Origin of the sequence: Brenneria sp. L4-2C, from assembly GCF_040240335.1 — a bacterium.
GTDB lineage: Bacteria > Pseudomonadota > Gammaproteobacteria > Enterobacterales > Enterobacteriaceae > Brenneria.
The window spans coordinates 132782-148650 of record NZ_JBEIAC010000008.1 but is presented as its reverse complement, the minus strand read 5'-3'; the positions used below and the strand labels follow the sequence as shown (position 1 = coordinate 148650).

Sequence of the window (15869 nt, the reverse complement as noted above, 5' to 3'; positions counted from 1 at the left end):
CAACATAATGCCATCGGTTCATGTACTAATAATTCATGCTCTCGTAATCCACGCATAAACAATGAGAAATGCCAACATGACGGATAAACTGACTTCCCTACGCCAATTAACAACGGTTGTGGCTGATACCGGCGATATTGCGGCAATGAAATTGTATCAACCGCAAGACGCCACCACTAACCCTTCACTGATTCTTAATGCCGCCCAGATCCCCGAATACCGTAAGCTGATTGATGACGCAATCGCCTGGGCGCGCGCTCAAGGCGGCGACCATGCGCAGCAGATTATTGACGCAACCGACAAACTGGCCGTTAACATCGGCCTTGAGATCCTGAAGCTGATCCCCGGCCGCATCTCGACGGAAGTCGATGCCCGCCTGTCCTATGATACCGAAGCCAGTGTCGCCAAAGCCAAGCGCCTGATTAAACTTTATAACGATGCCGGTATCGGCAACGATCGCATTTTGATCAAACTGGCTTCCACCTGGCAGGGGATCCGCGCCGCCGAGCAGTTGGAAAAAGAAGGCATCAACTGCAACCTGACGTTGCTGTTCTCCTTTGCGCAAGCGCGCGCGTGCGCCGAAGCCGGCGTATTCCTGATTTCGCCGTTTGTCGGCCGTATTCTGGACTGGTATAAAGCCAATGGCGATAAAAAGGAATTCGCGCCGAGCGAAGATCCGGGCGTGGTTTCCGTCAGTGAAATCTACAATTACTACAAGGAGCACGGTTATGAAACGGTCGTCATGGGCGCCAGCTTCCGTAATCTGGGCGAAATCATTGAGTTGGCGGGCTGCGACCGTCTGACCATTGCGCCGGCTCTGCTGAAAGAGTTGTCCGAAAGCGAGGGCGAAGTGGCCCGTAAACTGTCTTACGCCGGCGAGGTGAAGGCGCGTCCGGCTAAATTGACCGAAGCGCAGTTCTACTGGCAGCATAATCAGGATCCCATGGCTGTAGATAAGCTGGCCGAAGGTATCCGCAAGTTCGCCGTCGATCAGGAAAAACTGGAAAAAATGATTTCCGAGTTATTGTAAAAAGCGGTCGGAGAGAATAGCCGGGTTGACGCCTGGCTATTTTTTATCGCATTAGATACCGCCGCTTAAATATCCGCGATATATTTACGTCCGCAATTACCTTGATGCCGGCTACGGCAAAGTTTGTTCGCAGCGGCTCAATGCGCCAAACGGATTGTTATTTAGCGACGGTATTTCGCATTTCTTTGGCGACGTAAAGTTTTTCATCCGCCCGATTCATTACTTCCGTTAACTCTTCTGATTCAATATGGTATTCAACCAGTCCGATGCTGACCGTCAGGCTGACGTCCTTACCCAATATTTCACTGCGGGCTTCGCTGACCCGTAATCTGGCGCGCTCTGCTACCACATAGGCGTCATTCAAGGCGATGTTAGGTAAAATAATGGAAAACTCATCGCCGCCTATCCGGCCAAAAATATCTTCCCGACGGAATGATTTTTTAAACACATCGGCTACCAGTCTTAATGCGGTATCCCCGGCGCTGTGGCCGAAGGTATCATTCACATGCTTAAAATGATCGATGTCGATAAGAATGACGCACAGGGGACGTTTGGAAAAGTTGGCTACGCTCAGCGCCTTATTCGCCGCCATAAAAAACGCATCCCGCCGCAGGCAGCCGGTCAAATCGTCGTACTTTGCCGTTAAAGGCAGCTCTATCAGATACTTTCTGGCGAGAATGGAAAGCAGACTGCCGAGTATGGCGATAAGCAGTACGATGCTCACGACGGCAATGACGGAGGTGGTGGTTGACAGCGTGTCGAATAGCGAAGGGTGAGGCTCGTACGACGTTGTTCTGATCCGAATGCCCAGCAGGTCGTCATGCGACGACAGAATAGGAAAAATGACGGTGAGCGTGTCCTTCCCCGCAAACGCCCCGATTGAGGGCAGTTTATTCTGGCACACTCGAATAATGGTCATGTCATTAAATTTCAACTCTGAGACCGATAATCTATTGATGCATTCACCACGAACGTCGCGGGTATTAAATGCAAAGGTTCTCATTCGTGCGGAAAGATAACGCCCTGTCTTTTCGGTTATATCGGTGTCTGTTACGTCGCCGGAATTATATGATTCATAAGTTTTAATTATTGAATCCAGGTCGTGCTTCTCTACTCTCCAGGTTCTTTTGTTTGATTCATGCATGGCAATGATAGCGACGGAAAAGGAAATAAAACCAAAAATAACAAAAGCGGATATTGGGTGAGAAAAAAGTTCTAATATCTTGTATTTAGCGCCATTCATGAATACTTCCTTGGTGTGACTTTTTTACTTATTATCTTTATATACGAAAATACCTGCTAACTTTACCATATTATCCAAAGACTGGTGAGTGTAATGATGATTGCCGCCTTCTTTTTCTTTGTGTAAGCAGCTATATTGAGAAAACGCCGATGCGTGTTTGATTAGCAATGGTAATCACTCAGCCGCTATTACCTTTTTAAACTCAACGTCAGTGACGCGCAGCTTAAAAAGCATGTATTTCATTTAAAAAACGTATTTCATGATTATTATCATCTACCGGTTTGACCTGCTATCTCAGGTGATGAACCGGGCGTATAACATTTCTCACTATAGGTGCTCAACTCGGACAATATCCTGATAAAATTGGTTTTTATTTTATTAGAGGGTGGTTATGAACGTATTGCGTGTTGGTTTGGTCTCCATTTCCGATCGGGCATCCAGCGGGGTTTATCAGGATAAAGGCATCCCTGCGCTGGAAGTCTGGCTGGCGTCTGCATTGACGACGCCTTTTGAAATCGAAACCCGTCTGGTTCCGGATGAACAATTGCTGATTGAACAAACGTTATGCGAACTGGTTGATGAAGGCGGTTGTCATCTGGTGCTGACGACTGGCGGCACCGGACCCGCGCGTCGCGATGTCACGCCCGACGCGACGCTGGCGATCGCCGACCGCGAGATGCCGGGCTTCGGTGAACAAATGCGTCAAATCAGCCTGCAATTTGTGCCGACGGCGATCCTCTCAAGGCAGGTGGGAGTGATTCGTAAGCATGCGCTGATCCTTAATTTGCCGGGGCAGCCCAAATCCATCAAAGAAACGCTGGAAGGCCTGAAAGATGCTGACGGCAAGGTCATCGTCGCCGGAATTTTTGCCAGTGTTCCTTATTGTATACAACTACTGGAAGGGCCTTACGTTGAAACCGATCCGCAGGTAGTAGCAGCTTTTCGTCCTAAAAATGCCATACGCGAAATAAAAAACTGAAGTTCAGCAATTTCAGGAATAAGATTCAGCTTTGCTGGTGTATAAATATTTTGCCGGTATAGTAATTCTGCCTTTACACTTTACGGCAAGATTTCTTTATCCTCACACTGGCACTGCACGGTAATTTATGGAACGCGAGCATCAGCAACCACATAGTCGATTAAACCGACAGGATTACAAAACGCTTTCTCTGGCCGCGCTCGGCGGCGCGCTGGAGTTCTATGATTTCATCATTTTCGTCTTTTTCGCGGCGGTTATCGGCGATCTCTTTTTCCCCGCCGATATCCCTGAGTGGCTGCGTCAGGTTCAGACCTTCGGCATTTTCGCCGCCGGTTATCTGGCTCGTCCGCTTGGCGGCATTATCATGGCTCATTTCGGCGACCTGGTCGGGCGTAAAAAAATGTTTAGTCTAAGCATTTTGCTGATGGCTCTGCCTACGCTGGCGATGGGGATGTTGCCCACTTATCAATCTATCGGCATTGCCGCGCCGTTATTGCTGTTGCTGATGCGTATACTGCAAGGCGCGGCGATTGGCGGAGAAGTGCCAGGGGCATGGGTCTTTGTCGCGGAGCATGTTCCGCGCGCGCGCATCGGCTTCGCCTGCGGCGTGTTGACTGCCGGCCTGACGGTGGGGATTCTACTGGGATCCATGATCGCCACCTTGCTGAACACTTTCTTTACCCCCGAACAGCTATTGGCCGGCGTCTGGCGTTTACCCTTCTTCATCGGTGGGATTTTCGGTCTGGTCGCCATGTATTTACGGCGCTGGTTGCAGGAAACCCCCATCTTCATTGAAATGCAGGCGCATAAAAAGCTGGCGTCAGAAATGCCGTTGAAATCCGTGGTCGTTAATCATAAGCGGGCGGTCGTGGTCTCCATGCTGCTTACCTGGATGTTGTCGGCCTGCATTGTGGTGGTTCTGCTTATGGCGCCGACTTATTTGCAGAAAGTCTATGGCATCTCCGCTGCGTTGGCATTGCAGGCAAACAGCCTGGCGACGATCACCCTGATGTTCGGCTGCGTCGCTGCCGGTTTGTTGATCGATCGCTATGGCGCCAGCAAGATTTTTATCGGCGGCAGCTTGTTCCTTGGCGTGTGCAGTTGGTTTTTCTACAGTGTTGCGGCAAGCAATGCGGAATTACTGTTCGTCGGGTATGCGCTCGTCGGATTCAGCGTCGGGGTCGTCGGTGCGGTTCCCTACGTGATGGTGCGGGCGTTTCCGGCTGAAGTACGTTTTTCCGGCATTTCATTTTCCTATAATGTGTCTTACGCCATTTTTGGCGGATTAACGCCGATTTTCGTCACCTTGATGATGAAGGCGACGCCGTTGGCTCCGGCCTGGTATGTGTTAACGCTGGCGGGGCTTGGGGTGTTGATGGGGATCTATTTGCACCGCGATCTGAATAGCGAGGAAACGCCCCAGGCTATCGGCGAAGAGGATTCGCGTTCAACGGTCGGCGTTTAATACGCTTTTGTCGCCGAGCATAAAACAGCGCCGGCCCATCCGGGCGGCGCTGTTTTTTACATTCATGCGCGACGTTCGCCTATCGGCAGAATTTTGCGGCCTGATTGTTCGTTGATGACTTCCGCCATCGCCAGATAAATGGCGCTTGCGCCACAGATGATGCCTTCGAAGCCGGCAAAGGTCAGCAGCGCATGGTTGCCGGTAAAATTACCGATTGCCAGTAAGGCGAACAGCACGGTCAGACTGGCGAACACAAACTGTAACGCAAAGTTGGCGCGTAATGTTCCGAAGAACATAAACAGGGTGAAAATACCCCACAGACCGAGGAATACCCCCAGGAAGCGGGCATCGCTGGGTTCCGCCAGACCCATTTTGGGCAGCATCAGAATGCCGACCAAAGTTAACCAGAAAGCGCCATAAGAGGTGAATGCGGTAACGCCGAAGGTATTTCCTTTTTTATATTCCAGTAAACCAGCCAGAATTTGGGCAATGCCTCCGTAAAAGATGCCCATACTAAGAATAATGGAAGAGAGCGGGAAAAAGCCTGCGTTATGCAGATTTAATAAAATCGTCGTCATCCCGAAACCCATCAATCCTAACGGGCCGGGGTTCGCCAACTTGTTCGAGTGCATAAATCCTCAGCAATAACAGATAGTTGATATTCCCTTTCGCACTCGACGTTGATGCCGGGGTAGCGGCGACTTCAAGCACTTTGGGATTTAGGTTTTTTATTACGGTGCGCTTGTCGCCATCACGCCGGGAATGTCCCTTTTTGTGGCGGTCTATCCTTGCCCGCCACCCTCTCGGGCCGTTGTTATGCAACGTCAAAAATTTTTCCTGAAAATTTTTTTGTGGCGGGCGCGGCATCATATCGGGCGGTTTGAAGGGATACAATATGGCGGATCAAGAATAGTTTGATCGAGCAAGGGATAAAGCCCACTTTTTTTTCATCTCCCCCCCTTGATGATGGAATTGTTGACCCCATCTTATTTTCAACCAAAACAGTTTGACCGAATAAAAAGGGTTGTGTCGGGCCGTTGAGCTTGCCGGGTATCATTGAAATATGGGGCCGGGGAAGCGAAAAACGATGTTGTGCAGTTGAAAAACAACATTTCGCCCGCATAGTAGGTTGAACTACCACACCGAATATGACTTTATTAGTGGAGATGTTTAGATGGGTAAGATTATTGGTATCGACCTGGGTACAACCAACTCTTGTGTAGCGATTATGGACGGTACGCAGGTTAAAGTACTGGAAAACAGCGAAGGCGATCGCACGACGCCTTCAATCATTGCTTACACGCAAGACGGTGAGACTCTGGTTGGCCAGCCGGCTAAACGTCAGGCGGTGACTAACCCGCAAAATACGTTGTTTGCAATTAAACGTCTGATTGGCCGTCGTTTCAAAGATGAAGAAGTGCAGCGTGATACCAATATCATGCCGTACAAAATCGTTGAAGCCGACAACGGCGATGCCTGGTTGGAAGTGAAAGGCCAGAAAATGGCTCCGCCGCAAATTTCAGCCGAAGTGCTGAAGAAAATGAAGAAAACAGCGGAAGATTATCTGGGCGAACCGGTCACTGAAGCGGTTATTACCGTACCTGCTTACTTCAACGATGCGCAGCGTCAGGCGACCAAAGACGCCGGCCGTATCGCTGGTCTGGAAGTAAAACGTATTATCAACGAACCGACAGCGGCTGCGCTGGCGTACGGTTTGGATAAAGAAGTCGGCAACCGCACTATCGCGGTATATGACCTGGGTGGCGGTACATTCGATATCTCTATTATCGAAATCGATGAAGTTGATGGCGAAAAAACCTTTGAGGTTCTGGCGACCAACGGTGATACCCACCTGGGCGGCGAAGACTTCGACAGCCGTTTGATTAACTATCTGGTAGACGAATTCAAGAAAGAACAGGGCTTCGATCTGCGCAACGATCCGCTGGCGATGCAGCGTCTGAAAGAAGCGGCGGAAAAAGCGAAAATCGAACTTTCCTCCGCGCAGCAGACCGACGTTAACCTGCCGTACATCACTGCGGATGCGACAGGCCCGAAACACCTGAACATTAAAGTGACGCGCGCCAAACTGGAATCGTTGGTCGAAGATCTGGTTAATCGTTCTCTGGAACCGCTGAAGGTGGCGCTGAAGGATGCCGGCCTGTCCGTTTCTGAAGTACAAGACGTGATTCTGGTCGGCGGTCAGACCCGTATGCCGTTGGTTCAGAAGAAAGTTGCTGACTTCTTCGGTAAAGAGCCGCGTAAAGATGTTAACCCGGATGAAGCCGTTGCTATCGGTGCTGCGGTTCAGGGCGGCGTACTGTCCGGCGATGTGAAAGACGTTCTGCTGCTGGATGTGACTCCGCTGTCGCTGGGCATCGAAACGATGGGCGGTGTGATGACGTCGCTGATTGCCAAGAACACCACGATCCCGACGAAACACAGCCAGGTTTTCTCTACGGCGGAAGATAATCAGTCTGCGGTGACGATTCATGTCCTACAGGGTGAACGTAAGCGTGCGCAGGATAACAAGTCGCTGGGTCAGTTCAACCTGGATGGCATCCAGCCCGCGCCGCGCGGCATGCCTCAGATCGAAGTCACCTTCGATATCGATGCTGACGGTATCCTGCACGTTTCCGCCAAGGATAAAAACAGCGGCCGTGAACAGAAAATCACGATCAAAGCCTCTTCTGGTCTGAATGAAGATGAAATCCAGAAAATGGTGCGCGATGCGGAAGCGAACGCGGAATCCGACCGTAAGTTCGAAGAGCTGGTTCAAACGCGCAACCAGGGCGATCACCTGCTGCACAGCACGCGTAAGCAACTGGAAGAAATCGGTGATAATCTGGCCGCTGATGATAAAACCGCCATTGACGACGCCCTGAAAGCGCTGGAAAGCGCGCTGAAAGGCGAAGACAAAGCGGATATCGAAGCGAAAATCCAGGCGCTGGTTCAGGCTTCCGGTAAACTGCTGGAAGCGTCTCAGCAGCAGGCACAGGCTGGCGCTGAAGGCGCGGCGGGCGCTAACGATACTTCTGCTCGTAAAGACGACGATGTAGTCGATGCCGAGTTTGAAGAAGTAAAAGATAAAAAGTAATCGCCCTTAAGCGGGCGCAGTAACGGTGACGAAGGACTGTTGCTGGCAACCAGCACGGGCGTTGAGGAAACTCTGCGCCCGTGCACGCATGTTGAGGGCAGGAAAAAAAGAATGGCGAAGCAAGACTATTACGAGATTTTAGGCGTTGCTAAAGATGCCGATGAGCGTGAAATCAAAAAGGCTTATAAGCGTCTGGCGATGAAGTTTCACCCGGATCGTAATCCTGGTGACCAAAATGCCGAAGCACGGTTCAAAGAGATTAAAGAAGCTTACGAGATCCTCACCGACTCGCAGAAACGTGCCGCCTACGATCAGTACGGCCATGCTGCATTTGAACAAGGTGGTATGGGAGGCGGCGGCGGTTTTGGCGGCGGCGGCGCCGATTTCGGTGATATTTTTGGCGACGTGTTCGGCGATATCTTTGGCGGCGGTCGTCGTCAGCGCGCGAGTCGCGGTTCCGATCTCCGCTATAACATGGAACTGACGCTGGAAGAGGCTGTCCGCGGCGTCACCAAAGAGATCCGTATCCCAACCTTGGAAGAGTGCGATACCTGCCATGGCAGCGGATCCAAGCCCGGTAGTTCGCCCGTCACCTGTCCGACCTGTCATGGTAATGGTCAGGTGCAAATGCGTCAGGGCTTTTTTACTGTCCAACAGGCTTGTCCGCACTGTCATGGCCGCGGGAAAATCATTAAAGATCCATGCACGAAATGTCATGGTCATGGCCGCGTAGAAAAGAGCAAGACGCTATCGGTGAAGATCCCCGCCGGGGTGGACACCGGCGATCGGATCCGCCTGTCCGGAGAGGGGGAAGCCGGGGAGCATGGCGCGCCGGCGGGCGATTTGTACGTTCAGGTTCAGGTAAAAGCGCATCCGATCTTCCAGCGTGAAGAAAATAATTTGTACTGCGAGGTGCCGATTAACTTTGCTATGGCCGCACTGGGCGGAGAAATTGAAGTCCCGACGCTGGATGGGCGCGTGAAGCTGAAAGTGCCGGCTGAAACGCAAACCGGGAAGCTGTTTCGCATGCGCGGCAAGGGCGTGAAGTCGGTACGGGGCGGCGTACAGGGCGATCTGCTGTGCCGGGTCGTGGTGGAAACGCCTGTCAGCCTGAACGAGCGGCAACGGCAGCTGCTGCAAGAGCTGGAAGAGAGTTTTGGCGGCCCATCGGGCGAAAGAAACAGTCCGCGCTCTAAAAGCTTCTTCGACGGCGTGAAGAAGTTTTTTGACGATCTGACTCGCTGACGCGCTTTTTATTGCCAGTGGGATAAGACGGAAAAACCGGTCGGCGAATCAGCGGCCGGTTTTTTTATGGCGGGCAATCCCTGCCCGCCACCCTTCAGGCCGTCGCAAGCGACGTTTAAAAACGTTCCTGACGTTTTTTTATGGCGGGCAATCGCCGGAAATGACAGGCACAAAAAAACCGGCCAGAGCCGGTTTTTTCAACAACAATATGCAAAATCGCAATTATTGCATAGCGTTGATGCGCGCAACCAGATTGGATTTATGACGTGCAGCTTTGTTCTTATGGATCAGGCCTTTGCTTGCCTGGCGATCCACGATCGGTTGCATATCATTAAACGCATTCTGTGCCGCTTCTTTATCGCCAGCAGCGATCGCCGCGTATACTTTCTTGATGAAAGTACGCATCATGGAGCGACGGCTTGCGTTATGCTTGCGGCGCTTCTCAGATTGTACGGCGCGTTTCTTAGCTGATTTGATATTAGCCAAGGTCCAACTCCCAAATATATTCTATCGAGGACAATTCAAAGGCCGAGGAATATGCCCTTTTAGCCTTCGTTTGTCAATGGATTTGTGCAAATAAGCGTCGTTTGTACGTCAACGCTTGTTACGTTGTGATGGCGCAGGATTTTAACAGCTTCACGCGGTGGAATACAGCTTTTCACGTCATAAATTTACCCGGAGGTGATTAATCGCCGGTAAAACAGATCATCGCCGAGAAAACCCCGGCGCAATGCCTGCTCTCTTGCCGGGAAGACGCCGATGGGCGGCGGCAAAACGTCAAAAATAGCGACGGTATCGGCCCCGCCGGCTGCAAAAGGCGCGAATCGCGGGTTAACCTTACTCGCTGTACAAGGTATAATCCGCCGATTTCCATTATTTTAACCCATTTGTTCTGAGCCAGCTATGCAGCTAATTCGCGGTATACACAATCTTCGGGCGCGCCATTATGGTTGTGTGCTCACTATTGGTAATTTTGACGGCGTACACCGCGGACACCAGATGCTGCTGGAACGCTTGAAGCAGGAAGGTCAGTCCCGCGGTCTTCCTGTGATGGTCATGATCTTTGAACCACAACCCCAGGAACTGTTCTCAGCCGAGAGAGCGCCGGCGCGGTTGACGAGTCTGCGCGATAAAGTGAATTATCTGAAAAAAGCGGGCGTCGACTACCTGCTGTGCGTCAAGTTTGACGCTCGCTTCGCCGCCAATGATGCGCAAACTTTTATTTCTACCTTACTGGTGGAAAAGCTGGGTGTCAGGTTTCTGGTGGTCGGGGATGACTTTCGTTTCGGGGCTGGTCGACAAGGGGATTTCCTGTTATTACAGAAAGCTGGCGTCGATGCTGGATTTGAGGTTATCAGTACGGCTTCATTCTGTAATGATGGTAAACGAGTCAGCAGCACGGCCATCCGTGAGGCGCTCATGAACGATGATTTAACGCGGGCGGAAAACCTGTTGGGACACCCTTATAGCATTTCCGGGCGAGTGGTTCATGGTAATGCTCTGGGGAGAACGATAGGTTTCCCCACGGCCAATCTGCCGTTAAAGCGGCAGGTATCGCCGGTCAAGGGCGTCTATGCCGTCAGCGTATATGGGCTGGGTGATGAGCCGGTGCCGGGCGTGGCCAATATTGGCTCGCGTCCGACGGTAACCGGCGACAAGCGCCAGCAGCTTGAGGTACATCTGCTGGATACGACGATGAATTTATACGGTCGTCATATAGAAGTGGTGCTGCGTAAAAAGATACGTAATGAACAGCGGTTTGCTTCGCTTGAGGCGCTAAAGCGACAAATCGCTGACGATGTGGTGACGGCCCGGATGTTTTTCGGGCTAAAGACACCGGTTTAATTTTTCTAGCCGAAGACGAAATCGAGAATCTAATGAGTGACTATAAGACTACCCTGAACTTGCCGGAAACAGGGTTCCCGATGCGTGGCGATTTGGCCAAGCGTGAACCTGGCATGCTGCAACGTTGGTATGAACAGGATCTGTACGGGATTATTCGCCATGCGAAAAAGGGCAAAAAAACCTTTATCCTGCACGATGGCCCTCCCTATGCGAATGGCAGTATTCATATTGGTCACTCAGTTAATAAAATTCTTAAAGATATTATCGTTAAGTCTAAAACCCTGTCGGGCTATGACTCGCCGTATATACCCGGCTGGGACTGCCATGGTCTGCCGATCGAACTGAAAGTCGAGCAGCTTATCGGCAAGCCGGGCGAAAAAGTCAGCGCCGCGGAATTCCGCGCCGAATGCCGTAAATACGCGGCGGAGCAGGTTGCCGGCCAGAAGAAAGATTTTATCCGACTGGGCGTGCTGGGCGACTGGGATCATCCGTACCTGACGATGGATTTTGAGACGGAAGCCAACATCATCCGCACCCTGGGTCGGGTTATTGAAAACGGCCACCTGCACAAAGGCGCCAAGCCGGTTCACTGGTGTGCCGATTGCGGCTCTGCGCTGGCGGAAGCGGAAGTGGAGTACTATGACAAAACCTCACCTTCCATCGATGTGGCTTTTAACGCCGTTGATGCCGACGCCGTCAGCGCCAAATTCGGCGTGAAGCAGGTTGATGGCCCGCTTTCCCTGGTTATCTGGACCACCACGCCGTGGACGCTGCCGGCTAACCGCGCGATTTCACTGAATGCGGGATTTGTCTATCAGTTGGTGCAGATCGAAGGGCAGGCGCTGATCCTTGCCGCCGACCTGGTTGAAAGCGTGATGAAGCGTATCGGCGTCGACCATTGGCAAGTCCTGGGCGAATGCCAAGGCAGCGATCTTGAACTGTTACGCTTCCAGCACCCGTTCATGGGCTTCGATGTGCCGGCGATTTTGGGCGATCACGTTACGCTGGATGCCGGTACCGGCGCGGTGCATACCGCGCCCGGCCATGGTCCGGACGACTATGTCATCGGACAGCAATATGGGCTGGAAGTCGCCAATCCGGTCGGGCCGAATGGTTGTTACCTGACCGGCACCTACCCGGAACTGGATGGTAAATTCGTCTTCAAGGCCAACGATATCGTTGTTGAGATTCTGCGCGAACACGGCGCGCTCCTGCATCTGGAAAAGCTGCTGCACAGCTATCCGTGCTGCTGGCGTCATAAAACCCCGATCATCTTCCGTGCGACGCCGCAGTGGTTTATCAGTATGGATCAGAAAGGGTTGCGCAAGCAGTCGCTGTCTGAGATCAAAGGCGTTCAGTGGATCCCGGATTGGGGTCAGGCGCGTATTGAAGCGATGGTCGCCAACCGTCCCGACTGGTGTATTTCCCGTCAACGCACCTGGGGCGTGCCGATGTCGCTTTTCGTCCATAAAGAGACGGAAGAGCTGCATCCGCGCACCAAAGAATTGATTGAAGAAGTGGCGAAACGCGTTGAGCAGGATGGGATCCAGGCATGGTGGGATCTTGACCCGAAAGAGGTGCTGGGCGCCGATGCCGAGAATTACGTTAAGGTTCCCGATACGCTGGACGTCTGGTTCGACTCCGGATCGACCCATGCCTCCGTGGTTGACGTTCGTCCAGAATTCGGCGGCCATTCGGCGGATATGTATCTGGAAGGTTCCGATCAGCATCGCGGCTGGTTTATGTCCTCTTTGATGATTTCTACGGCGATTAAAGGCAAGGCGCCATATCGTCAGGTATTGACGCACGGTTTCACCGTGGATGGTCAGGGACGCAAAATGTCCAAATCCATCGGCAATACCGTCAGCCCGCAGGACGTGATGAACAAACTGGGCGGCGATATTCTGCGTCTGTGGATCGGTTCAACGGATTACTCCGGCGAAATCGCCGTGTCCGATGAGATCCTGAAACGTTCCGCGGACGCCTATCGCCGTATCCGCAACACCGCGCGCTTCCTGCTGGCTAACCTGAACGGGTTCGACCCGAAAAAGGATAGCGTAAAACCGGAAGAGATGGTGGTGCTGGATCGCTGGGCGGTCGGCTGCGCGCAAGCGGCGCAGGAAGAGATCGTCGAAGCCTACGACAGCTACGATTTCCACCGCGTGGTGCAGCGTCTGATGCAGTTTTGCTCTATCGAGATGGGCTCATTCTATCTTGATATCATCAAGGACCGTCAGTACACCGCGAAGAGCGACAGCATCGCCCGTCGCAGCTGCCAGACGGCGTTGTATCACATCTCCGAGGCGCTGGTGCGCTGGATGGCCCCGATTCTGTCCTTCACCGCGGATGAGATCTGGGGATACCTGCCGGGAGAACGCGCGCAGTATGTGTTTACCGAAGAGTGGTATGACGGTTTGTTCGGTCTGGATACGGCTGAGAGCATGAACGACGCATTCTGGGCCGATATCCTGAAAGTCCGTAGCGAAGTGAATAAGGTGATCGAGCAAGCGCGTAACGACAAGCGTATCGGCGGATCGCTGGAGGCGTCCGTCACGTTGTATGCCGATGCCGCTCTGGCGGATAAGCTGAATCAGTTGCAGCAGGAATTGCATTTCGCTCTGCTGACCTCCAAAGCCAAGGTCGATCTGTATGAAAATGCGCCGGCCGATGCGCAGAGCACTGAACTACCCGGATTGAAAATTGCCTTAAGCAAGGCGGAAGGACATAAGTGTCCGCGGTGCTGGCATTATGAGTCAGATATCGGTACTGACACCGATCATCCCGACATTTGTGGTCGCTGCGCGACCAACGTCGGCGGCAAAGGCGAAGAGCGTAAATTTGTCTGATGAATAAATCGATCTGTTCGAGTGGGTTGCGCTGGCTGTGGCTGGCGCTGTTGGTTCTGGTTGTCGACCTGGGCAGCAAACAGTGGATTTTATCGAACTTTGCGCTGGGAGAGACGCAGCCGCTGATTCCGTATCTGAATCTGCACTATGCCCGTAATTACGGCGCGGCGTTCAGTTTTCTGGCGGACAAGGGCGGTTGGCAGCGCTGGTTTTTCGCCGGCATCGCCATCGCCATCGTTATCGCCCTGCTGGTGATGATGTATCGCGGCAGCGCGCGCCATAAGCTCAATAACATCGCCTATGCGCTGATTATCGGCGGCGCACTGGGCAACCTGTTTGACCGGATGTGGCATGGTTTTGTCGTCGATTTTATCGACTTCTATGTCGGCAACTGGCATTTCGCCACCTTCAATCTGGCGGACAGCGCAATCTGTATTGGTGCTGCGCTCATCGTGCTGGAAGGTTTTGTCAATAAGCATGATGATTCGGCTAAGCAAAAGGGTCACTGATGTCTGAGACTGTACAGAGCAACAGCGCCGTGCTGGTGCATTTCACCCTGACCCTGGAAAACGGTACGGTGGCGGAATCCACCCGTGAAAGCGGTAAGCCCGCGTTGTTCCGTCTGGGGGATGACAGTTTGTCCGCAGAGCTGGAACAACATCTGCAAGGCTTGAAGCGCGGCGAGCAACGGCGATTCACCTTGCCGCCGGAATCGGCTTTTGGCCCGGTAAACCCTGATATGATCCAGTTTTTCCTGCGTCGCGATTTTGCCGAAACGGGAATACCGGACGTGGGAACGATTATGTTGTTCAGCGGCGTCGGCGGGAATGATATGCCGGGTATTATCCGTGATGTGACGGAAGAGTCCGTTACGGTGGATTTTAACCACCCGCTGGCCGGCCAATCTATTACGTTCGATCTGGAAGTGTTGGATATTGATCCATCTCGGCAGGAGGTTCCGCATGCAGATCTTGCTGGCTAACCCGCGCGGCTTTTGTGCCGGGGTTGATCGTGCCATCAGTATTGTTGAACGGGCGCTGGAGATATTCGGCACGCCGATTTATGTGCGCCATGAAGTGGTGCATAACCGCTATGTCGTCAACGGACTCCGTGAACGTGGCGCGATATTTATTGAACAGATAGATGAAGTGCCGGACGGATCGATTTTGATTTTCTCCGCGCACGGCGTATCTCAGGCCGTGCGCAATGAGGCTAAAAGTCGGGATTTGACGGTCTTTGATGCGACCTGTCCGTTGGTGACGAAAGTGCATATGGAAGTGGCGCGAGCGAGCCGGAAAGGGGTGGAGGCTATCCTGATCGGCCATGCCGGACACCCGGAAGTGGAAGGCACGATGGGGCAGTACAGCAATGCCGAGGGCGGTATGTACCTGGTGGAGTCGCCGGATGACGTGTGGCGGTTGCAGGTAAAGGATGAAAACAACCTGTGTTTCATGACGCAAACCACGCTGTCGGTGGATGATACTTCTGCAGTAATCGACGCGCTGCGTGAGCGCTTCCCGCGTATTATCGGCCCGCGGAAAGACGATATCTGTTATGCCACCACCAATCGTCAGGAAGCGGTGCGCAACCTGGCCGCCATGGCTGACGTGGTGCTGGTGGTGGGGTCAAAGAACTCGTCTAACTCCAATCGGTTGGCGGAGCTGGCGCAGCGCGCCGGTAAAGCCGCTTATCTGATCGATACCGCGGAAGATATTCAGGAAGACTGGCTGGCGGGTATCGGTCATGTCGGCGTGACGGCCGGCGCATCGGCGCCGGATATTCTGGTGCAGCAGGTGCTCAGTCGTTTACAGGCGCTGGGCGGACAGGTGACGGTTGAAATTCAGGGGCGGGAAGAAAATATCGTTTTTGAAGTCCCGAAAGAGCTTCGCGTTGAGGTGAAGCAAATCGATTAAGTTTATTGCGGCGGAGAAACGGTCTTCTCCGCCGTTTTTTTGCTGACGGACGCCTGGCGCGTCTCTTCCCCCCGTCTGAATCGCCCTCATCGCCGATTGATAATACGCCGATAAAAATGCATGTTTATGCGTTATTGCCGGTGAGATTTTCGTTTGGGCGAACGGTTATGACGGTTTTTACTGATATAATTTTCCCACTGACATAAATT

The 15869-nt window shown here is 52.6% G+C and carries 14 protein-coding genes; 10 read left to right on the top strand and 4 right to left on the bottom strand.

Translation table 11 applies throughout. The annotated features are described in order from the left end of the window. Nucleotides 1-76 precede the first annotated feature (76 nt). The gene (gene tal / locus ABRZ26_RS13720; protein ID WP_319604698.1) at nt 77-1030 is read left to right on the top strand and encodes a transaldolase; all 954 of its coding nucleotides are present in this window, start codon (nt 77-79) and stop codon (nt 1028-1030) included. 157 nt (nt 1031-1187) lie between these two features. Here the strand turns inward: tal and ABRZ26_RS13715 are convergent, their stop codons facing one another. Then, nucleotides 1188-1949 carry a GGDEF domain-containing protein gene (locus ABRZ26_RS13715; protein ID WP_319604697.1) on the bottom strand — a complete coding sequence of 254 codons (762 nt, stop codon included), beginning with the start codon at nt 1947-1949 and terminating at the stop codon, nt 1188-1190. A 715-nt stretch (nt 1950-2664) separates the two neighbouring features. Here ABRZ26_RS13715 and mog point away from each other — a divergent pair. Next, entirely contained in the window at nt 2665-3252 is a 588-nt protein-coding gene (mog, locus tag ABRZ26_RS13710) for a molybdopterin adenylyltransferase (protein WP_319604695.1), read from the top strand. A gap of 127 nt (nt 3253-3379) precedes the next feature. Next, complete coding sequence (locus tag ABRZ26_RS13705; RefSeq protein WP_319604693.1) at nt 3380-4717, top strand: MFS transporter; 1338 nt, start codon at nt 3380-3382, stop codon at nt 4715-4717. A gap of 62 nt (nt 4718-4779) precedes the next feature. Here ABRZ26_RS13705 and satP read toward each other — a convergent pair whose 3' ends face one another. Further along, entirely contained in the window at nt 4780-5349 is a 570-nt protein-coding gene (gene satP, locus ABRZ26_RS13700) for an acetate uptake transporter (protein WP_319604691.1), read from the bottom strand. A gap of 182 nt (nt 5350-5531) precedes the next feature. Next, nucleotides 5532-5840: a hypothetical protein gene (locus ABRZ26_RS13695; RefSeq protein ID WP_319604690.1), complete on the bottom strand. Its 309-nt coding sequence runs from the start codon at nt 5838-5840 to the stop codon at nt 5532-5534. Between the two features lie 51 nt (nt 5841-5891). Between ABRZ26_RS13695 and dnaK the strand changes: the two genes are divergently transcribed. Continuing rightward, complete coding sequence (gene dnaK, locus ABRZ26_RS13690) at nt 5892-7811, top strand: molecular chaperone DnaK (RefSeq protein WP_319604689.1); 1920 nt, start codon at nt 5892-5894, stop codon at nt 7809-7811. A 111-nt stretch (nt 7812-7922) separates the two neighbouring features. Next, nucleotides 7923-9056, top strand: coding sequence for a molecular chaperone DnaJ (dnaJ, locus tag ABRZ26_RS13685; protein WP_319604688.1), 1134 nt, complete (start codon nt 7923-7925; stop codon nt 9054-9056). Between the two features lie 222 nt (nt 9057-9278). On the opposite strand, the gene rpsT is transcribed toward dnaJ, so the two are convergent. Further along, entirely contained in the window at nt 9279-9542 is a 264-nt protein-coding gene (rpsT, locus tag ABRZ26_RS13680) for a 30S ribosomal protein S20 (protein WP_239782317.1), read from the bottom strand. 417 nt (nt 9543-9959) lie between these two features. Here rpsT and ribF point away from each other — a divergent pair, with 417 nt between their 5' ends. The 5 genes from ribF to ispH are packed head-to-tail and all read left to right on the top strand — an operon-like array spanning nt 9960 to nt 15660. After that, the gene (ribF, locus tag ABRZ26_RS13675) at nt 9960-10901 is read left to right on the top strand and encodes a bifunctional riboflavin kinase/FAD synthetase (protein ID WP_319604687.1); all 942 of its coding nucleotides are present in this window, start codon (nt 9960-9962) and stop codon (nt 10899-10901) included. A gap of 32 nt (nt 10902-10933) precedes the next feature. Next, entirely contained in the window at nt 10934-13747 is a 2814-nt protein-coding gene (gene ileS / locus ABRZ26_RS13670) for an isoleucine--tRNA ligase (protein WP_319604686.1), read from the top strand. Then, nucleotides 13747-14256 carry a signal peptidase II gene (lspA, locus tag ABRZ26_RS13665; protein WP_319604685.1) on the top strand — a complete coding sequence of 170 codons (510 nt, stop codon included), beginning with the start codon at nt 13747-13749 and terminating at the stop codon, nt 14254-14256. Before ileS ends, lspA begins: the two co-directional genes overlap by 1 nt. Further along, a complete protein-coding gene (gene fkpB, locus ABRZ26_RS13660) occupies nt 14256-14729 on the top strand; it encodes an FKBP-type peptidyl-prolyl cis-trans isomerase (protein WP_319604684.1) in 474 nt (157 codons plus the stop codon). The genes lspA and fkpB overlap by 1 nt, the downstream gene beginning before the upstream one ends. After that, nucleotides 14710-15660: a 4-hydroxy-3-methylbut-2-enyl diphosphate reductase gene (gene ispH / locus ABRZ26_RS13655; RefSeq protein WP_319604683.1), complete on the top strand. Its 951-nt coding sequence runs from the start codon at nt 14710-14712 to the stop codon at nt 15658-15660. The genes fkpB and ispH overlap by 20 nt, the downstream gene beginning before the upstream one ends. Nucleotides 15661-15869: the final 209 nt, after the last annotated feature.